We start from the raw sequence: 20683 nt of genomic DNA, 5'->3' as shown, positions 1-20683 counted from the left end.
GCATCTCACTCTTGCAGTTGCAGTGGCCAGTCAACCTGGAGTTGCCATTCACACTCTTGTGCTAGAGCCTGTGCGCGTAGCGGGTGGGCTGCCAGCCAGCCATTCGGTAACCTCACCTGGAGCAGTTCGTCATCGGCGTGAAGTTGTATTGTTGGCAAACTGTCATCACGGCGTAGGCTGGCGAAGATGATCGCCAGACGTAGCAAACGACAGAGACGCTGCGCAGTGATGACAGGTAGCCGTTGCTGCTGTTGCAGTGGTGCTAGATCTGGCGCATCGCGCTGATTGCCAAGCAAACTGGCTAACAGTTTTTTTTCTGCAGCAGTGAAACCGGGAAGATCCAGGTGATGAAGCAGATACACGGCATGTTGTGGTGCTTGACGGTAATCGATGCTTAACCCGATTTCGTGTATCAGACAGGCTGCATCGAGCAACTCACGGCTGGCATTATCAACCGGCCAGACCGCTGCCAGTTGCTGGCAAAAGTTGGCTACCAATTGGCTCACTCGTGCCGCCTGAGCACTATCCAGCAGGTAACGATGCTGTAGCGAAACTAACGTGCGGTGGCGAACGCCCTGTTCGAGTGGCAACTGTAACATCTCATACAGCAAGCCTTCCCGTAGCGCACCACCAGCCAGTGTGATGCTGTCAATGTTTAGCTCATTGAAAATAGAGATAAGTATTGCCAGCCCACTGGGAAATGCTTGGGTGCGTTCAACACTGAGACCGGTAATATTGAGTGTAGCCAACTGACCACAGGCAATCACCGCCTGTTTTAACTGCTGCAACTGAGTGCGGGTGATGGCGCCATCGATGCCTTGTGCTGAGGCAATTTGCTGTAACGCTTGCATGGTACCAGAAGCACCGACACAAACTTGCCAACCATGTTGCCGTAGCGCAGTGGCGACAGGTCGAATTAGCTCACCGGCGGCGTGTTCTGCGGCGGCAAAGTGGTGGGCGTGTAACTCACCGTTAGCAAAAAAGCGTTGTAGCCAGGTAACGCAGCCCATCGGCAGACTATACAGTTGATGGGCTTGTGTGCCCGTGCCGACAATCAGTTCTGAGCTGGCACCACCGATGTCGATCACCAGGCGCTGATCAGAGCCGCTGGTGGTATAAGCGACACCACGATAGATTAAGCGCGCTTCTTCCTCTCCACTGATCAGGTTGATTGGGCAACCGAGGATGGTTTCTGCGGTACGCAGAAAAGCATCGGCATTCCCTGCTTGGCGCAGGGTGGCTGTTGCCACGATGCGACGTTGTGCGGCAGGAATATCACGCAAATATTCAGAGAACAGCGCCAGGCATTGCCAACCGCGCTGCATCGCTTGCAGACAGAGCTGGTTATTAGCATCCAGCCCAGCGGCCAAGCGCACTCTACGTTTGACTCGCGCCAATACCTGAATGCCCCCCGCCAATTCACGCACAACCAACATGTGGAAACTGTTCGAGCCTAAATCAATGGCTGCATACAGCGGGTTGGCTGTGCTCATCGTGGGCTAACCTGGGCGCTTATGGCTACTGCGCAGTGAACTACCACGGCGTGAACCAAAGTTACGACGAGAACCATGTTGGTGGCCACTTCCGCGACGTGGCAGGCGTTTGGGGGCTGGCAGATCGTCCAGCAGGGCATCGCTGTTGTATTTACTCACGGGAATGCTGTGACCAGTATAGGCTTCGATTGCAGGCAGGTTAAGTGCGTACTCCTCACAGGCCAGACTGATCGAATGACCACTTTGCCCTGCACGACCGGTGCGGCCAATACGGTGGACATAATCTTCACAATCATCAGGCAGATCATAGTTAAATACATGAGTGACTGAAGGGATATGCAAGCCGCGTGCAGCGACATCAGTTGCAACCAGAATATCCAAACTGCCTTTGGTAAAATCTTCCAGAATACGCAGACGCTTCTTCTGGGCAACATCACCGGTTAACAGACCAACGCGATGACCATCAGCCGCCAGATGCCCCCAAATCTCTTCGCAACGATGTTTGGTGTTGGCGAAGATAATGCAGCGATCTGGCCAATCTTCCTCGATCAAGGTCTGCAATAAACGCATTTTCTCATCGTTGGAAGGGTAGAACAGTTCCTCTTTGATCCGGTGGCCGGTTTTTTGCTCCGGCTCAACCTCCACATACTGCGCATTGTTCATCTGTTCAAATGCCAACTCACGCACACGGTAGGAAAGGGTGGCAGAGAACAGCATGTTCAGCCGCTGATCAACGGGCGGCATCCGGCGGAACAACCAGCGAATATCTTTTATAAAACCTAAATCATACATACGATCGGCTTCATCCAGCACCATTACCTCAATGGCAGCCAGATCGATGTAATTCTGTTTGGTATAGTCAATTAAGCGACCGGTAGTGCCGATCAGAATATCGACACCACTCTCCAGTACTTTCAACTGCTTGTCGTAGCCGTCGCCGCCATAGGCCAAGCCAAGTTTCAAGCCGGCAGCCTGTGCCAAGGCTTGTGCATCGGAGTGGATCTGCACTGCTAACTCACGGGTAGGCGCCATGATCAAGGCGCGCGGTTGGTTTGTCTGACGGCCCTCTTTTGCCGCATGAGACAGCAAATGGTGAAAAGTAGACACTAAAAATGCCAGTGTCTTGCCAGTACCGGTTTGCGCCTGACCTGCAACATCACGCCCACTGAAGGTGTGTGGAAACACCAGCGCTTGGATCGGCGTGCAGTTGTGGAACCCCTTTTTCTCAAGAGATTCAATAAGTAGCGGGTGCAGGGCGAAGTCGGAAAACTTCTGTTCAGTCAAGTGTGTTTTGCTCATAGTGCGGTAGAATATCAGCTAATTGTTGCTTTACGAAAGCATATCCTGTGAAATACGCCCAAAGTACTTGGTGTTGTAGGTGACTGGCAACTGAACAACTCCCTAACAGCCTGCCTCTGCCAGTGATGTTATCAAATGGCGACAAAACAGATAGCGGTAACTAGAATTTACCAATGGCTTGTCATTTCAGGCAATCTGAGTATAGAGAGTATGGCTCATGGTGGTAAAAGTGACACCACCGAGACTTTAAAAAAACATAAAACCCCAAGTTGGTTAATACTACACCAATTAGGTTGGCATAATCCTGTGGAGTAGAGCATGAGCGAGAAAATAATTCACTTGACTGACGGCAGCTTTGAGAGCGATGTATTGCAAGCCGAAGGTGCAGTCTTGGTTGATTTTTGGGCAGAGTGGTGTGGGCCGTGTAAAATGATCGCCCCGATTCTGGATGAGATTGCACAGGAGTTTGCCGGCAAGCTTACTGTCGCTAAGTTGAACATTGATCAGAACCCGGCAACAGCGCCTAAATATGGTATTCGTGGTATTCCAACACTATTGTTGTTTAAAAACGGACAAGTGGTAGCCAGCAAAGTGGGTGCTTTGTCTAAGGGGCAACTTAAGGATTTCTTGAGCGCAAATCTGTGATTTAGTGAGTTTGATCACGAATTAACCGCGTCCTCAGTGGTGAATCTTGTATTCATCACTGGACGTCAATCCGAAAGCGTGTTACATTTGCCTCACTGCATACAGAACTTACCTTATTTATTAAATCTAAGTTTTACTCTTAATTGATCTTAAACCATCGGTGTTGTGGTCTGCGCTTGTCATAGTTTTTCGTAATTTATCAGCGCAATGATTAACAAATGCTGTAATTTTGCATACTACCATTTTTACTCATAGTCCATGAGTGCAGCTATTTGGCAACATTGCGCTCTACGGTGATGGCGGGTTTACAGAGTCAGTCAGCCGATGTGTCGAGAATCAAACGGTTTATGACGATCAATTTTGTAGCAAACCAGTTTTGTAACGATCAGGTTTTGCGACAATCCGGTCTTGCAATGAACCTGTGTCTTGCAACAAGCCAGTTTTGTAATAACCGGCTCTGTAACAAGCCAGTTTTGTAATAATTGGTTTTGTAATAACCAGTTTTAAGGTACCTTCGATTTCAATCCGTTGACATCTGCATCTGGTATGGGTGGTTTTTTACCTTGATGGTCAGTAGGTTAAATTGAATGTCCAGTAGCGGCACAGATATCAAAAACGATTTCAAGCTGTAGCACATAGCAACTAAATAGGTTTGGCAATACTCGTTTAAGCTGCATATAGAGGTTTTTAATCACATGATTTTTAATTGTATGGTTTTAAATCGTATATAGCGGTTTTTGTCCGTCAGGTCAGCGCAGGTTATTGGCACAGTGGTTTCAGTTGTTAACGTTTATAGTAACGTCTGGTGGTTTTTATTAACACTCGGAATAAACTATGAGTAAGCCTATCAACGTATAGTGCATAGCGCCTATCAACGTTATAGTGCATGCTGTAGCGCATACGTCATGCATATAGTCATGCATATAATAGTGCAGCGGTTTGAAAAAACGGTCAGATATTACACTGCCATACCATTCACGATACAAGTTCGAGACATACCCCGAGTTTAAGAACCTCAATATGAATCTTACCGAATTAAAAAACACGCCGGTTTCTGAACTGATTACTCTCGGCGAAAACATGGGGCTGGAGAATCTGGCTCGCCTGCGTAAACAGGACATTATTTTTTCTATACTTAAGCAACATGCTAAAAGTGGCGAAGATATCTTCGGCGATGGCGTACTGGAGATATTGCAGGATGGCTTCGGTTTTCTCCGTTCAGCAGACAGCTCTTACCTCGCCGGCCCCGATGATATCTACGTTTCTCCTAGCCAAATCCGTCGTTTTAACCTTCGTACCGGTGACACCATCTCTGGCAAAATCCGTCCGCCGAAAGAAGGCGAGCGCTATTTCGCGTTGTTGAAGGTCAATGAAGTCAACTACGACAAACCAGAAAACTCACGTAATAAAATCCTGTTCGAGAACTTGACACCGCTTCATGCCAACTCACGTTTGCGTATGGAGCGTGGTAATGGCTCGACAGAGGATTTGACCGCTCGTGTGCTTGATCTGGCCGCGCCGATTGGTCGTGGTCAACGTGGCTTAATTGTTGCGCCACCCAAAGCAGGTAAAACTATCCTGCTACAGAATATTGCCCAAAGCATTGCTTACAATCATCCAGATTGCGTGCTAATGGTGCTGCTGATTGACGAACGTCCCGAAGAAGTGACCGAAATGCAGCGCCTGGTGAAAGGTGAAGTGATCGCCTCTACCTTCGATGAACCAGCTTCACGCCACGTACAAGTGGCGGAGATGGTGATTGAGAAAGCCAAGCGTCTGGTCGAGCACAAAAAAGACGTTATCATCCTGCTGGATTCCATTACCCGCCTGGCACGTGCTTACAACACCGTAGTACCGGCTTCCGGTAAAGTGTTGACCGGTGGTGTTGATGCTAACGCACTACACCGTCCGAAGCGTTTCTTTGGTGCCGCACGTAATGTTGAAGAGGGTGGCAGCCTGACTATCATTGCCACTGCGTTGGTCGATACTGGCTCGAAAATGGATGAAGTGATCTATGAAGAGTTTAAAGGTACCGGCAACATGGAGTTGCATCTGGCACGCAAAATTGCAGAGAAGCGCGTCTTCCCAGCGATTGACTACAACCGCTCAGGCACACGCAAAGAAGAGTTACTCACCACTTCTGAAGAGTTGCAGAAGATGTGGATCTTGCGCCGCATCATTCACCCAATGGGTGAAATTGATGCCATGGAGTTCCTGATCAATAAGTTGGCAATGACCAAAACCAACGATGAATTCTTTGACATGATGAAGCGTTCGTAGTTTCAGCGTGCGCTGCTGTGCAGTACCGAGCAGCAGTGCTGTACATTGAGTTAAAGATAACCAGTAGTAATGCCATAACCGGAGTGTCGTAGCCGCGTGCTGAATGGTCTTTGATAGTCACTGTCGCCATCCAGTACAAGTGCGACACTTATCGAAGTTATGCTGATTTTTTCGCGTTAATATTGTGTTGAAGTTAGAGTGAGCTTAAACGAGAAAGTGCTGTAGCTAAATAGAGTAGGGATACGAACAGTTGCAAGTTAAAAATTGATAGTGACTGACTATTTCTGTTGCGAATTAAAGCTCGTACTTCAAGTGGTTAGTGGTATGGTGGCTGAAATGCTGTCGGCAGCCGGATCTTCTTCAAGCTGTTGTTAACCGTGAACTGGTTCGCTATGAGTGCTGAAATTCTTTTTGTTTTCTTGTTTTCTTTGGTTTTTTTATTGATCGCCAGCAAATTGGCAATGCCTCTTGGCTTGGTTGATCGACCAAGTCAGCGTAAGCACCATCAGGGGGTGATCCCACTGGTTGGCGGGATTTCCGTCTACGCGGGCATCTGTTTCGCACTGCTTTTTACCGATCAAACCATTGCTGACAGCCAACTCTATCTCCTTTGTGCCGGCGTACTGGTGCTACTGGGGGCGATAGACGACCGCTTTGATATCAGTGTCAAATTGCGCGTCGCAATCCAAACCTTGGTAGCGATAAGCATGATGTTATTTGCCGATCTCTACCTGCGTAGTTTTGGCTACATCTTTGGCAGTCATGAAACACTGCTTGGTTTCTGGGGCTACCCTCTGACACTGCTGGCCTGTTGGGCGGCGATCAACTCTTTCAATATGATTGATGGCATTGATGGCCTGCTTGGTGGCCTCTCCTCGGTGGCCTTCCTGTCGCTGGGCTTGTTGTTCTATCAAGCCGGCAGTAGCCAACTTGCCTTGTTCTGTTTTGCCATGCTGTCGGCGATCGTGCCTTATCTTTTGCTCAACCTTGCCATTTTGGGGCGCCGCTACAAAGTATTTATGGGTGATGCGGGTAGTACCTTGATTGGTTTCACTCTTATCTGGCTACTGCTACAGGGTTCTCAATCTTCACAACCAGCCATTAACCCGGTAACGGCGCTGTGGGTGCTTGCCATTCCGCTCATGGACATGGTGGTGATTATGTATCGTCGCCTACATAAAGGGGGCAGCCCGTTTTCGGCCGATCGCCAACATATCCATCACCTGATTATGCGCGCCGGTTTTAGCTCGCGCCAAGCTTGTCTATTAATTACTCTGGCTGCGGCGATATTGGCAACCATCGGTGTGGTCGCTGATCTGCTGACGGTGATCCCACAATGGTTAATGTTTGCACTATTTTTGTGCATGTTCTTTTTTTACGCTTACCTCGTTAAACACCCTTGGCGTTTTGCACGCTACATTAAGCGCGTTAAGCGCCGCTACCAGGCAGACAAACATAAGCCCAACCCTTAACAAGAGGCTTAAGGACAGTAATGAAGAGTGAAAAAACGTCCGAAAATAATCAGTTACCGATTGAAAATGTGCTTGATATTGCTGCCTTATGCCACACTTTGTGGCGAGGAAAGGTGGTGATAGTTGGCTTTGCACTGTTATTTGCAGCGACCGCGTTGCTGCTCTCCTATCTGGTGAAACAGCAGTGGAGTGCGCAAGCGGTAACGCAAAAACCGACGGTGATAGAATTAACCCATTATTATGCCCAGCAGCAGTTTCTCAATCAGTTGCTCTCACCATCGACACAGAATAGCGCTGCCGAGCAGCCGGAGATTGCTGACAACAGTTACCAAGAATTTGTCATCCAGTTGGCCGCCTATGATACACGGCGCGATTTCTGGCTACAGAGCGACTATTACCGCCAACGGCGACAAGGTGACAGCCGAGCCGATGCCGCACTGCTCGACGAACTGATCAATAACATCCGTTTTACTGCGCGTGATGACAAAAAAGTGCTCAATGACACCGTCAAATTGACCGCCGAAAGCGCTGGCGAAGCAGCTCAGTTATTGGTCGAATATATCAATTTTGCTAACGCGCGTGCGGTACAGCAGCTAAATCAGCAATTACAGGGTATCTGGCGGGCGCGTGCTGAGTGGGTTGCCACTGAACTCACACACCAACAGGCGGTGGCGAGTGCGGCTTTTCAGCGGGAACTGAATACGCTAACCGAAGCATTGAAACTTGCTGAACAGCAAGGCATCAGCATACAGCCAAGCAGAGCGTCGAGGGAGTCACTAACTGATAGTGAGCTGTTTTTATTGGGCAAACCGCTACTGCAAACTCGGCTGAATGCCTTACAAGCGATTGGGCCACACTATGATGCAGCGTATGATCGCAACCAGGCGCTGCTGAGCACACTACAAAAAAATCCGCCATCCGATGTTCAGTTCAAAACCTATCGCTATTTGCACACCCCAGAAGAGCCAGTACGTCGTGATTCTCCTCGTAGATCCTTCTGGTTGCTACTTTGGGGGGGTATCGGTGTGATGGTGGGAGTTGGCGTCGTATTGTTACGACGCCCACAGCGGCATCAATAACTCTGCAATTTGTAAACATCAACTCACGGATGAACTATCGGCAGTGCGTTGTGGGTTAGCTGCACGCCTGCCAACACGCCAGCCAGCTAACAGCGGCTGGATAGACCCTTATCGTCGACAGTGTGAACTGCGGTGAACTAACCTCAAGGGATCCTCTGTGAAAGTATTGACTGTTTTTGGTACCAGACCAGAAGCCATCAAAATGGCACCACTGGTACATGCTCTGGCGGCAGATGATGCCTTTGAGTCACGTGTTTGTGTCACAGCACAGCATCGTGAAATGTTGGATCAAGTGCTCAGTCTGTTTGCCATCGTTCCTGATTACGATCTTGACATTATGAAACCCGAGCAGGGACTCACCGAGATAACCTGCCTGATCCTGCAAGGCTTAAAAGCGGTATTGGCCGATTTTAAGCCCGATCTGGTACTGGTACATGGCGATACCACCACCACCTTTGCCGCCAGCTTGGCGGCATTTTATCAGCGTATACCTGTTGGGCACATTGAGGCAGGGCTACGCACAGGCAATCTTTACTCTCCGTGGCCGGAAGAGGGCAACCGTAAACTGACCGGTCACTTAGCCAGCTACCACTTTGCCCCAACAGAACATGCACGGCAAAATTTGTTACGCGAGGCGGTGCCGGCAGCGCAGATTTTCGTTACCGGCAATAGCGTGATTGATGCCCTACTATGGGTACGTGACAGCATAATGACCGACCAACAGCGTTTTGCTGCACTGAAACAGAATTATCCATTTCTTGATAGCAATAAAAAATTGATCCTGGTTACAGGCCATCGGCGGGAAAACTTTGGTGAGGGAGTTGAGCAGATTTGCCGCGCACTGGTCGAAATAGCCCAACGCCACCCCGAAGTGCAGATTGTCTACCCGGTTCATTTAAATCCAAATATTAATCAACCAGTTAAAAGAATTCTTAAGAATATTAACAATATTATTCTAATTGATCCGCAAAACTACCTACCGTTTGTCTACCTGATGTCCAGTGCTTATCTGATTTTGACTGATTCAGGCGGCATTCAAGAAGAAGCCCCGTCACTGGGCAAACCGGTGTTAGTGATGCGTGATAGCACGGAGCGGCCAGAGGCAGTTGCCGCCGGCACCATCAAGTTGGTTGGAACCGACGTGAAAAAAATAGTTGATGCCGTCAGCCTGCTATTGCACGACGAAAGTCAATATCAGGCGATGAGCCGAGCACATAATCCGTATGGTGATGGTCACGCTTGCCAGCGAATTCTTGCAGTTTTAAAAAATCATCAGGTGATTCAATGAGTTTTAACACTATTGCCGTTATTGGCCTAGGCTATATCGGCTTACCAACAGCGGCGGCATTTGCCTCTTGCCAAAAGCGCGTGGTGGGTGTCGACATTAGCCAACATGCGGTTGATACCATCAACCGTGGTGCAATTCATATCGTTGAACCCGATTTAGAACAGGTTGTTAAAAGTGCCGTTGAAGCAGGTTATCTGAGCGCAGCAACCCAACCGCAACCCGCCGATGCCTTTCTGATTGCAGTGCCCACCCCGTTCAAAGATGACCACCAACCAGACTTAAGCTACATCGAAGCTGCAGTTAATGCGCTAGCACCGGTATTAAAAACCGGCGATCTGGTGATCCTTGAGTCGACATCACCGGTAGGCACCACGCAACAGATAGCATCCTGGTTGGCAACGGCGCGACCGGATTTACGTTTTCCACAGCAGGCTGGTGAACAGGCGGAAATCAACATTGCCTACTGCCCAGAGCGGGTTCTGCCAGGCAAAGTGATGGTAGAACTGATACAGAATGATCGTGTAATTGGTGGCATGACACCAACGTGCGCCGAACGTGCCTGCCAGCTATACAAAACCTTCCTGCAAGGCGAGTGTGTGATCACCAACTCGGCCACCGCTGAGCTGTGCAAACTGACTGAAAACAGTTTTCGTGACGTCAACATCGCGTTTGCCAATGAGCTATCGCTGATTTGCGCCGAGCAAGGAATTGATGTTTGGGAACTGATTGCGCTGGCGAACCGTCATCCGCGCGTTAACATTTTGCAGCCAGGCCCGGGTGTCGGTGGCCACTGCATTGCGGTTGATCCGTGGTTTATTGTGGCGCAGAACCCACAGCAGTCACGTCTAATCCACACTGCCCGGCTGGTGAACGACAGCAAGCCGCACTGGGTCATTGATCGGGTAAAGAGTGCATTAGCCGACTGCCTGGCAGCCACCAACAAACGCGCGACCGAAATCAGGATCGCCTGCTTTGGCCTAGCATTTAAACCCAACATCGATGATCTGCGCGAGAGCCCCGCCGTTGAAATTACTCGCCAGATCGCCTTGTGGCACAGTGGTGAAACCCTGGTGGTGGAACCGCACATCACAGAGTTACCGCCTTCACTGCGTGGACTGGTGACACTGCAGTCGCTGTCAACGGCGTTGCAGCAGGCGGATCTGATTGTGATGTTGGTCGATCACCAACTGTTTAAAGCGATTGAACCACAGCAGGTAACACAGCCCTGGATTGTCGATACCAAAGGCGTTTGGCGAACTTTTGCTTAACTGGTGAGTGGTGCGCTAAACAGACCACTTCGGGGGTAACATGAAAGGCATTATCCTGGCCGGAGGCTCCGGCACCCGCTTACATCCGATCACGCGTGGTGTCTCAAAGCATCTGCTGCCGATCTACGACAAACCGATGATCTACTACCCGCTCTCGGTGCTGATGCTGGCGGGGATTCGTGAGGTGCTGATCATCTCAACACCAGAAGATCTGCCCTCATTTCGCCGCCTGCTGGGCAACGGTGAAGCGTTTGGCATCAAACTCTGCTACGCCGAACAGCCACGCCCAGAAGGATTAGCGCAAGCCTTTTTGATCGGCGAAAGCTTTATTGCGGGTCAACCCTGTTGCCTGGTACTGGGCGACAACATCTATTTTGGTCAGGGTTTTAGCCCGAAACTGAAAAGCGTGATCAACCAGTTACAAGGCGCTACGGTATTTGGTTACCAAGTGATGGATCCGGAGCGTTTCGGCGTGGTCGAGTTTGACGATCATTTCCAAGCCATCTCGCTGGCGGAGAAACCTCGTCAACCACGCTCCAATTGGGCGGTCACCGGACTCTATTTCTATGATCACCAAGTGGTTGATTTTGCCCGCCAGGTGAAACCCTCACCACGCGGCGAGTTGGAGATCACCTCGATTAATCAACGCTATCTTGAGCAGGGGCAGTTACGGGTAGAACTGCTGGGGCGCGGTTTTGCCTGGCTGGATACCGGCACACACGACAGCCTGATTGAGGCCAGCACCTTTGTGCAAACGGTGGAGAAGCGGCAAGGGTTCAAAATTGCCTGCTTGGAAGAGATCGCCTGGCGTAACGGCTGGTTGAGTGATGATCAGGTACGTGATGCCGCCTCAATGCTGGCGAAAACCGCTTATGGTGACTACCTGCTGGAGCTACTGCATGTTCGTCCACGCCAATATTGAGCCACTGGCTTGGGAAAGTGATTTTTTCCAACTGCACAGTGGCCGCGTGCAATTTGATCAACATGCGCCAGCACTGGATCAAACGCGACTAAACCGCTTTGCGCTGGTGCAAGCAAAAGTTGCCAGCAGCGACACCGCACGGCTGGATGCACTCACCGCGCTTGGTTTTAGACTGGCTGAAGCCGAAGTCGATTTTAGCCTACAGATTCCACCGCAGCCGCAGACAACATTAGCCATGCAGACAACATTAGCCATGCAGGCAACGTTGCCGGTGCAGATTGCTCAGCCGAATGATATTGCGGCACTACGCCAGGCCGCATCGGCACTGTTCAGCATCAGCCGCTTCCGCAGCCCTTGGTATCAGCCTGAAGCGAGTGGCCGTTTTTATGCCACCTGGGTGGAGAAAGCGGTCTTGGGCAGTTTTGATCATCAATGTCTGCAAGTTAAACAAACCAACGGTGAGCTAGCTGGGTTTGTCAGCCTGCGCCATATCGATGCGCAAACCGCACGTATTGGCTTGCTGGCAGTCTGCCACGGACAACAGCAACGGGGCATCGGTTCACAACTGATGGCAGCAGCGATTGCCTGGTGCCAACAGCACCAAATCGCCCGACTCAATATCGCAACACAACTGAGCAACACGGCAGCACAACGGCTGTATCAGCGCCACGGCGCCCGCTTGGTCAACAGTGCATACTGGTTATATAGAGGTTCACATGATCCCATTTAATGCCCCACCGGTGGTCGGCAGCGAGCTGGATTACCTACACGCCGCAATGAACAGCGGCAAATTATGCGGAGATGGCGGTTTTACCCGCCGTTGCCAACAGTGGCTAGAGCAGCGTCTTGGCTGTAATAAAGTGCTGCTCACTCCCTCCTGTACCGCCTCACTGGAGATGGCGGCGATGTTGCTCAACATCCAACCGGGTGATGAGGTGATCATGCCAAGCTACACCTTTGTCTCGACAGCCAATGCTTTTGTGCTGCGTGGGGCGGTGGTGGTATTTGTCGATCTGCGACCGGACACGATGAATATTGACGAAAACAAAATCGAAGCGGCGATCACCGAGAAAACCCGTGCGATTGTGCCGGTACACTATGCGGGCGTGGCTTGTGAAATGGATAGCATCATGGCGCTGGCGAAAAAATATAACCTGTTTGTGGTCGAAGATGCCGCTCAGGGCGTGATGTCCAGCTACAAAGGTAAAGCATTAGGCACCATCGGCCATATCGGCTGCTTTAGCTTCCATGAAACCAAAAATTACACTGCCGGTGGTGAAGGCGGAGCGACATTAATTAACGATCCAGCACTGATTGAGCGAGCGGAAGTGATCCGCGAAAAGGGCACCAATCGCAGCCAGTTCTTCCGTGGCCAGGTGGATAAGTACACCTGGCGTGATATCGGCTCAAGCTATTTAATGTCCGATCTGCAAGCGGCCTACCTATGGGCACAACTGGAAGTGGCAGAACAGATCAATCAGCGTCGCTTAGCGTTGTGGCAGAACTATTACCAGGCATTCAAACCACTGGCGGCCGCCGGGCGCGTCAGCCTACCGGTGATCCCCGCGCACTGCCAGCAAAATGCCCATATGTTTTACCTTAAACTGCGCGATATCGAACAGCGCAGCGCCTTTATTGCCTACCTGAAAGAGGCGGAAATTCTGTCTGTTTTCCATTACATACCCCTGCATACTTGCCCCGCAGGCGCAACATTTGGCCGCTTGGCGGGCGAAGACGGCTTCACCAGCAGCGAGAGTGAACGGTTGGTGCGCTTACCGCTGTTTTATAACCTGTCAGAGGTGAACCAGCGCACGGTGATCAACACCATTTTGAGTTTCTTTGCCTGATGTCATTGGCGAAAGCATCGTTGTGGACGGCAGGCTCCACGCTGATAAAAATTGCTGTCGGCCTGCTGGTGATAAAAATTATCGCACTGGCATTTGGCCCCAGTGGGGTTGGGCTAGCGGGTAATTTCCGCCAGTTGATCACGGTACTCGGCGTAATATCGGGTGCCGGTATTTTTAACGGCGTCACTCAGAGCGTGGCACGTTATCAGCAGCAGCCAAAGCAGTTACAGCAGGCGCTTGGTACCGCAACCACCCTGGTTATCGCTTGTTCAACTCTGCTGGCGCTGTTGCTGGTCATTGCAGCAGAACCGATCAGCCATGCGCTGTTTGCCAGCAGCGACTACACACCAGTGGTGCGTGTACTGGCATTTATCCAATTGGCGATTGCTTATGCCAACCTGTTGCTCGCAGTACTGAAAGGCTACCGTGACGCGGCGGCGAATGCCATTTCGGTGATCCTCGGTAGCCTGCTTGGCGTCGCGGCGTTTATGCTCAGTGTCAAACTGGGTGACTACTCCGGCGCATTGATTGGCTTAGCGCTAGTACCAGCAGTGATGCTGCTGCCCGCTATCGTGCTGTTGTGGTTGCGCCGGCGCAGAGCGCTATCTCTGCTGTTACCGTGTTGGCACCCTCAGCAAGCACGCCATTTTGCCAAATTCACCCTAATGGCACTGATCACCGCCACCACGCTGCCACTAGCCTATGTGATGATGCGTCATCTGCTGGCGACACACTACGGCTGGCAACAGGTCGGGATCTGGCAAGGCGTGAGCAGTATCTCCGATGCCTATTTACAGTTTATCACCGCCTCTTTCACGGTTTACCTGCTGCCGACACTCGCGCGCTTGCAGCAGAAAACCGCCATTGTGCAAGAGATCACACGCACGCTGAAGTTTGTATTACCCCTGCTGCTGGTGGTTAGTTTTATTATCTGGCTACTGCGTGATTTCGCCATTTGGCTACTGTTTTCGTCACAATTCCAGACAATGCGAGACCTGTTTGCCTGGCAACTCCTCGGTGATGTACTGAAGATCAGTGGCTATGTCTTCGGTTACTTGGTGATCGCCAAAGCGGCACTGCGTTTTTACCTGCTGATTGAAATCAGCCAGTTTAGCTTGCTGCTGCTGTTCTCATACTGGTTGATCCCGCAACATGGCGCACTGGGAGCCGCGCAAGCCTATATGGCGACTTACCTTGTTCACTTTATCCTCTGTGCCAGTGCATTTATTGTTTATCGTAGGCGAGCATGAGCAGATTGATCCACGTATTGACAGCCGATATCCCTCATCATAACCAAACGCTGTTGCGTTTCTTTAACGATGTGTTGGCGACACAGTTACCGGCGGAGCGCATCAGCCAATTTATGGTGGTGAGCCAGCAGAGCGCGCTATTAGCCGAGTTTCCACAACTGCATATTGAGCTTTTCAGTGATAAAAAGCGCCTGGCCTCGGCAGTGGCTAGGCGTGCGCGTGCCGACCGCAAGCAACAGTTTTTCTGGCATGGACAGTTTAATCCCTGGCTTTGGCTGGCATTGCTGACTGGTGCGATCAAACCACAGCAGGTGAGCTGGCATGTGTGGGGCGCGGATCTGTATGAGAGTGGCGACGGCTGGAAGTTTCGGCTATTTTACCGGCTACGTCGTCTGGCACAGCGGCGAATTGGCCATGTTTTTGCTACCCGTGGTGATCTCAATTACTACCAACAGCGCTATCAAAACGTAGCGACCTCACTGCTCTATTTTCCTACCCGGATGGATCTGACACTAAAAGCTGAGAAAAGCACTGATGTCAGCGCGCCATTGACGATCCTGGTCGGTAATTCGGGCGATCGCAGCAACTGCCATCTTCAGGCGCTGCACGCGATCCAGCGGCAGTTTGGACAAAATGTACGGCTGATTATCCCAATGGGCTACCCAGCCAATAATGCCGATTACATTCAACAGGTGCGCAGCACAGCGCTGGCGCTATTCCCTGAGCAACAATGGCAACTGCTGACGCAGCAGTTGGCCTTCAGTGACTACCTGGCGTTATTACGCGGCTGTGATCTCGGCTATTTTATTTTCCAGCGCCAACAGGGTATCGGTACACTCTGCCTACTGATCCAGTTTGCTATTCCGTTTGTGCTCAGTCGCAATAACCCATTTTGGCAGGATTTGGCCGAACAACAGTTACCGGTACTATTTCAGGATCAGCCACTTGATCTTGCTGCGGTTGCTCAGGCACAACGTCAATTGGCAACAGTGGATTTCAGCCGGATTGCCTTTTTCCACCCCAACTATCTACAGGGCTGGCGGCAAGCGTTAACTCAGCAGGAGGAGGCATGACGCTGACTCAGTTTGCTGGCTTACTGCTGGTCTACCTGGCTGGCCTGTTACTGGTCGGGCTACTCACTTATCGAGATATCCAGCGCTATCGATTTAATTTTAATATCTTATTTTCCCTGCTGTACCTGCTGACATTCTATTTCGGCTTGCCGTTTACCGGCCTGCTGATACTGCAGTTTGATGTCGTCACGGTGCCGTTCGAATTCCTGCTCTATGCCTCGCTGGCCGCTACGGCGTTCTACGCGATCTATGCATTAAGTTACCGCACGCGCTTTAGTCACCGCCTGACAACATGGCAGCCAAACAGCGCACTATTTACCCTCAGCCGGGTAGAAGCGCATCTGCTGTGGATGTTATTGGCGCTGATCGCACTGGGTAGCGTCAGCCTATTCTTTATGCAGAATGGCCTGCTACTGTTCAAACTGAGCAGCTATAGCCAGATCTTTTCCAGGCAAGTTACGGCGGTAGCGTTAAAGCGCTTTTTTTACTTTTTTATTCCGGCAATGCTGCTGCTCTACTTTATGAAACCGGATCGGCGCGCCTGGTTGCAGTTTTTGCTCACCACGGTCGGCTTCGGTATTCTGACCTACATCATTGTCGGCGGCACACGTGCCAACATCATGATTGCCTTCGCCCTGTTCCTGTTTATTGGCCTGCTGCGTGGCTGGATCTCACTGCGGATACTGGCACTGGCGGGGCTACTGGCAATGTTGGCGATGTTCTGGCTGGCACTTAAACGCTACAACCTTGAGGTCACTGGCGCAGAAGCGTTTTACACCTTCCTCTATCTCACCCGTGACACCTTCTCGCCCTGGGAAAATTTAGCGTTACTGCTGCAACACTATCAAAATATAGAGTTTCAGGGACTGGCACCCATTATCCGTGACTTTTACGTGTTCATTCCCAGCAGTCTATGGCCTGAGCGCCCGGATCAGATCCTCAACACGGCCAACTACTTCACTTGGCAAGTGCTCGACTATCACGCTGGATTAGCTATCTCACCGACGCTGATCGGCTCGCTGCTGGTGATGGGCGGCATCGTCTTTATCCCGCTTGGTGCGATCGCGGTTGGCTTGATCATCAAATGGTTTGATTGGGTATATGCGTGCGCTAAACAAGAGCGCAACCGCTATAAAGCAGCCGCACTACAGAGTTTCTGTTTTAGCTCGATATTCTATCTGATTGTGCTGGTAAGGGAGGGATTGGATGCCTTTTTCTCGCGCATACTGTTTTTCACCCTGATCTTTGCTGGTGCTCTGCTGGTGACAAAATTACTCTACTGGCTACTGCTGAGCGCAGGTTTGATCCGAGCACGCTCGAGCGCTGATGCTAACCATCTGATAACCGATTCTCTAACCAACGACAGGCTGTGCTGATGAAACAGACCGACTCCATCCCGCAATACCGTGTGCGGGATTTTACACTGTGGGGATTTCGCGACATGGCACAATGCCTCGATTTCCTGTTTGCTGCCGAACAACCCAAAGTGGGCGCTTTGGTAGCGATGAATGCCGAAAAGGTGATCAACGCTGAACAGGATGCTGAACTGCGAACGCTACTTGATGCGGCACAATACAAATATGCCGATGGTATCAGCGTGGTACGTGCGATACGCCGTAAATATCCTGATGCGGAAGTGGCACGCATTGCTGGCGTCGATCTGTGGCACGCCATGATGCAGCGTGCTGGGCAGCAAGGTACGCCGTTATTCTTAATCGGTGGCAAAGCTGAAGTGCTGGCGGAGACGGAGCAGAAATTACGCCAACAGTGGCATGTGAATATTGTTGGCAGCCAACATGGTTATTTGGCAGCGGAACATTACCCTGAACTGTTTGAGCGAGTGCGTGCCAGTGGCGCTACGCTGGTCAGCGTAGCAATGGGATCACCGAAGCAGGAGATGTTGATCCGTGATTGCTTACAGCATCATCCGGACGCGCTTTATATGGGAGTAGGGGGAACTTATGATGTCTTCACTGGGCGGGTCAAACGTGCGCCGAAAGTATGGCAAAATCTGGGGCTTGAGTGGTTGTATCGCTTGCTCAGCCAACCTAGCCGACTGCGGCGTCAACTGAAGCTGTTAAAATTCCTTGGCTACTACTATCGCGGTCAGTTATAAGCGCCAATCAGGTAGTGTGCTATTAACGATGACAGCTTGAATGGGCGGACAGCGAGGAAACCCGGGTGATATTCACCGAGACTCCCGCTGGTATGTCAGCGCGTTATCTTTGAATGCAGAAGTGGCAGCGCGAGCCATCCGGCAACATTGGGGTATAGAAAATCAGCTTCATTGGGTGCGGAATGTTGTCCTTCTTTAATGTGTTATTGGATCTTGGACAGGCTGTTGCTGCTAGTTTGCTAGGGAACTGGTTAGTGGGCGTTGACATGTGGAGATCTACTGCACTGTCAGTGATCTCGGAATCTTGGCTTGAGTTATCTCATTGATTCTAAAAAATGGTAGTATTTGCAAAACTAGGGGGGCAGCCTAGCTTTGCATACCTGATTCTACTCTGCCTAGAAGGGGAAATTACCTACATGGATCTTAACCAGTTAAAGACTTTCGTTACGGTGGCAGAGACGTCAAGTCTGACTCGGGCCGCCGGTCTACTTTTTCTCAGCCAGCCAGCAGTAAGTGCTCACATAAAATCACTTGAAAGCGAGTTTAAGGTTCGCCTGTTTAATAGAACACCCAGAGGAATGGAACTGACACCTACAGGTATTGTTATGCGGGACGAAGCGCGAATAGCACTGGCTGCAGCCAGCAAATTTGTGCAAAAAGCACGTGCTATAAATGAAGTTGGAACTTGCAAGCTAGGGACTATTTCCGTTCCCATAATACTCAACTTACCAGGCGTTTTGTCTGAATTTCGTCAGCGTCATCAAAATGTGAATTTGAATATTAGCCAAAATATATCTGGGTATATCATTGACGCCGTTGTGAGTGGAGAAATGGATGCAGGGTTTGTGATCGGTGATATCCATAATAAGCACTTGGGAATGATAGTCCTTTCTCCAATTACTCTTTGTATTGTTGGACCATGGACGTGGCGCAGTAAAATTCAATCAGCAGAATGGGAAGATATCCAGACATTTCCCTGGATAGCAACTCCAGAAAAATGCTCTTTCTCAACCATCACGCGAGAATTCTTTGAACGTAATAACGCGGTATTTACCCCATCCATGGTTGTTGACCAAGAGAAAACACTCACCGAGCTTGTCTATCTTGAAATGGGATTAACGTTGATGCGCGAAGATATCGCTTTACCTGCACAAGATTGTGAAAAAATATATATTTGGCCCAAAGCAAAAACGGTGAGCCAGCTTTGTTTCATATGGTCCAGGGACAGAGAGTCCTCACAGGTGATTAGGACGTTGATTGAATCGGTGAAGACTCTCTGGAAGAAGATGTAGGATCAGTTCCGGCCAGTCACCATTGATAGTTTAGCTTGTAGCAGTTTCCGCTGGTTCAGGTTGTTTAGAATGAGCGCTACTGCCGTAATAGCTGCCCCCATCAACTGAGTAGGTGTCGGTACCACTCCACTCAACGCTGATATGATAAAAGCGGTTACCGGCACTACATCCATAAAGAGCACACCGTTAGTTGGTGTGATGATCTTGTTACCTGCATTCCAACAAAGAACGGCCATCAGACCAGCGATTAAAGCCAAGTACATCAAGTGAGGCGTTACAATCACTACTGTTGAAATATTCGGTGCAGCGATATAACCTGTGGTTACTAGAACCACATCGATAGTGATAACACTGATCATACCCAATAATGTTGTGATTGTCGTGTAACGTACGGGACTCCAGTGAGGGAAGTAGCTTGCACCAACAGTGTATAATACCCAGCATAATGCCCCAGAAATCAAAAGTAGGTTTGCGACCAAATTTGATGGGGAGTTGATAACCGCTGCGGCATTACCATTGGTGATCACCAGTAATACACCGGAGAATGACATCAGAATGAATCCAAATGTGCTGGCGTGTGGACGGTTCTTTTTCAAGAGCCATATTGTTAACAAGCCCAACATCGGCATTGTGGCCATCATGATTGATGCGGTTAGAGCGCCAGAAGGGCCAGCCATATGCTGCCCTAGAAAAACCAAAAATCCAAAACCGGCAAACCCGAAAGTCCCAAACAACCAAGCTAAACCCCAACGTTCACCTCCCAAATCAAACCCTTTTTTACCCTCTATTCGGAGCAGAATAAGTGCGAATACCAACCCTGCAATGCCATAGCGTATGGTGGTAAAATTAAATGGGTCAATATACTGCAATGCATCGGTCATGATAGGGAACATAGCCCCCCAAGAAAGTGTTGCTAATAAGCATAAAATTAAACCTTTTGAATAACTGTTATTCATAATAATTATCCTTAAATTAAGATGTTTTACTTTAACTACACAATCTTTGATTTGGATGATTATTTCATTGATATTATAAAATTACCATTCATATAATTTTATATGGCTATCACTTTTCCTGATGGCCATCTCACCACGAAAGTTAGCTAAATAGCTGCGCGGAATAGTAGATCACTTAGATCCCATCTCAATAGGAGTTGCTGTATAATACATCATGACCATTTCTGAGGGTGAATTATGGCAAATAGCAAGTGGCAGATTAGCGATGAACTGTGAGAAAAGATGGCACCACTGATCCCGGAGCATAAAACTCAGCATCCGTTGGGAACGCATCGCAAACGTGTCGATAATCGTGCCGCCATGAACGCCATTTTCTTCGTTCTGCGCACAGGGTGCCAATGGA

The 20683-nt window shown here is 50.0% G+C and carries 18 protein-coding genes and 1 pseudogene; 16 read left to right on the top strand and 3 right to left on the bottom strand.

Features of this window, described 5'->3' with window-relative positions; all coding sequences use genetic code 11:
- Positions 1-5: 5 nt before the first annotated feature.
- On the bottom strand, positions 6-1493 hold the full coding sequence (gene gppA, locus EOJ37_RS08605; RefSeq protein WP_127959522.1) for a guanosine-5'-triphosphate,3'-diphosphate diphosphatase: 1488 nt from the start codon (positions 1491-1493) through the stop codon (positions 6-8).
- 6 nt (positions 1494-1499) lie between these two features.
- The gene (gene rhlB / locus EOJ37_RS08600; protein ID WP_127959521.1) at positions 1500-2792 is read right to left on the bottom strand and encodes an ATP-dependent RNA helicase RhlB; all 1293 of its coding nucleotides are present in this window, start codon (positions 2790-2792) and stop codon (positions 1500-1502) included.
- A 318-nt stretch (positions 2793-3110) separates the two neighbouring features.
- Here rhlB and trxA point away from each other — a divergent pair, with 318 nt between their 5' ends.
- The 15 genes and pseudogenes from trxA (at position 3111) to EOJ37_RS08530 (ending at position 19324) form a co-directional block, all read left to right on the top strand.
- Complete coding sequence (gene trxA, locus EOJ37_RS08595; protein ID WP_127959520.1) at positions 3111-3437, top strand: thioredoxin TrxA; 327 nt, start codon at positions 3111-3113, stop codon at positions 3435-3437.
- A 1020-nt stretch (positions 3438-4457) separates the two neighbouring features.
- Positions 4458-5717, top strand: coding sequence for a transcription termination factor Rho (gene rho, locus EOJ37_RS08590; protein ID WP_127959519.1), 1260 nt, complete (start codon positions 4458-4460; stop codon positions 5715-5717).
- Between the two features lie 377 nt (positions 5718-6094).
- Positions 6095-7189 carry a UDP-N-acetylglucosamine--undecaprenyl-phosphate N-acetylglucosaminephosphotransferase gene (gene wecA / locus EOJ37_RS08585; protein WP_240651687.1) on the top strand — a complete coding sequence of 365 codons (1095 nt, stop codon included), beginning with the start codon at positions 6095-6097 and terminating at the stop codon, positions 7187-7189.
- A gap of 20 nt (positions 7190-7209) precedes the next feature.
- Positions 7210-8268 carry an ECA polysaccharide chain length modulation protein gene (gene wzzE / locus EOJ37_RS08580; RefSeq protein ID WP_127959518.1) on the top strand — a complete coding sequence of 353 codons (1059 nt, stop codon included), beginning with the start codon at positions 7210-7212 and terminating at the stop codon, positions 8266-8268.
- A 157-nt stretch (positions 8269-8425) separates the two neighbouring features.
- Positions 8426-9556 carry a non-hydrolyzing UDP-N-acetylglucosamine 2-epimerase gene (gene wecB, locus EOJ37_RS08575; RefSeq protein WP_127959517.1) on the top strand — a complete coding sequence of 377 codons (1131 nt, stop codon included), beginning with the start codon at positions 8426-8428 and terminating at the stop codon, positions 9554-9556.
- Positions 9553-10824, top strand: a complete 1272-nt coding sequence (gene wecC / locus EOJ37_RS08570) for a UDP-N-acetyl-D-mannosamine dehydrogenase (RefSeq protein WP_127959516.1) — start codon at positions 9553-9555, stop codon at positions 10822-10824. The genes wecB and wecC overlap by 4 nt, the downstream gene beginning before the upstream one ends.
- A gap of 40 nt (positions 10825-10864) precedes the next feature.
- Entirely contained in the window at positions 10865-11746 is an 882-nt protein-coding gene (rfbA, locus tag EOJ37_RS08565; protein WP_127959515.1) for a glucose-1-phosphate thymidylyltransferase RfbA, read from the top strand.
- Positions 11724-12476, top strand: a complete 753-nt coding sequence (rffC, locus tag EOJ37_RS08560; RefSeq protein WP_127959514.1) for a dTDP-4-amino-4,6-dideoxy-D-galactose acyltransferase — start codon at positions 11724-11726, stop codon at positions 12474-12476. Before rfbA ends, rffC begins: the two co-directional genes overlap by 23 nt.
- The gene (rffA, locus tag EOJ37_RS08555) at positions 12463-13593 is read left to right on the top strand and encodes a dTDP-4-amino-4,6-dideoxygalactose transaminase (protein ID WP_127959513.1); all 1131 of its coding nucleotides are present in this window, start codon (positions 12463-12465) and stop codon (positions 13591-13593) included. Before rffC ends, rffA begins: the two co-directional genes overlap by 14 nt.
- Entirely contained in the window at positions 13593-14843 is a 1251-nt protein-coding gene (gene wzxE, locus EOJ37_RS08550; RefSeq protein ID WP_127959512.1) for a lipid III flippase WzxE, read from the top strand. The genes rffA and wzxE overlap by 1 nt, the downstream gene beginning before the upstream one ends.
- On the top strand, positions 14840-15916 hold the full coding sequence (locus EOJ37_RS08545) for a TDP-N-acetylfucosamine:lipid II N-acetylfucosaminyltransferase (RefSeq protein WP_127959511.1): 1077 nt from the start codon (positions 14840-14842) through the stop codon (positions 15914-15916). The genes wzxE and EOJ37_RS08545 overlap by 4 nt, the downstream gene beginning before the upstream one ends.
- Positions 15913-17292 (top strand): ECA oligosaccharide polymerase, encoded by a 1380-nt coding sequence (gene wzyE, locus EOJ37_RS08540; protein WP_127959510.1) that lies wholly within the window; start codon positions 15913-15915, stop codon positions 17290-17292. The genes EOJ37_RS08545 and wzyE overlap by 4 nt, the downstream gene beginning before the upstream one ends.
- Positions 17292-18032 carry a lipopolysaccharide N-acetylmannosaminouronosyltransferase gene (gene wecG, locus EOJ37_RS08535; RefSeq protein ID WP_127959509.1) on the top strand — a complete coding sequence of 247 codons (741 nt, stop codon included), beginning with the start codon at positions 17292-17294 and terminating at the stop codon, positions 18030-18032. Before wzyE ends, wecG begins: the two co-directional genes overlap by 1 nt.
- 73 nt (positions 18033-18105) lie before the next feature.
- Positions 18106-18219: pseudogene (locus EOJ37_RS14835) on the top strand (ISAs1 family transposase); the annotation flags it as partial.
- Positions 18220-18448: 229 nt separating this feature from the next.
- Positions 18449-19324, top strand: a complete 876-nt coding sequence (locus tag EOJ37_RS08530) for a LysR family transcriptional regulator (RefSeq protein ID WP_127959545.1) — start codon at positions 18449-18451, stop codon at positions 19322-19324.
- A gap of 2 nt (positions 19325-19326) precedes the next feature.
- Here the strand turns inward: EOJ37_RS08530 and EOJ37_RS08525 are convergent, their stop codons facing one another.
- Positions 19327-20280 (bottom strand): DMT family transporter, encoded by a 954-nt coding sequence (locus tag EOJ37_RS08525; protein WP_127959508.1) that lies wholly within the window; start codon positions 20278-20280, stop codon positions 19327-19329.
- A 282-nt stretch (positions 20281-20562) separates the two neighbouring features.
- On the opposite strand from EOJ37_RS08525, the gene EOJ37_RS08520 reads away from it, so the two are divergent.
- The coding region (locus EOJ37_RS08520) for a transposase (RefSeq protein ID WP_240651688.1) at positions 20563-20683 on the top strand (121 nt) is incomplete at its 3' end.

Source organism: Serratia microhaemolytica (genome assembly GCF_004011885.1).
GTDB classification, from domain to species: Bacteria; Pseudomonadota; Gammaproteobacteria; order Enterobacterales; family Enterobacteriaceae; genus Serratia_G; species Serratia_G microhaemolytica.
The sequence above is the reverse complement of the archived record's forward strand: the minus strand, read 5'-3'. Positions and strand labels throughout refer to the sequence as shown.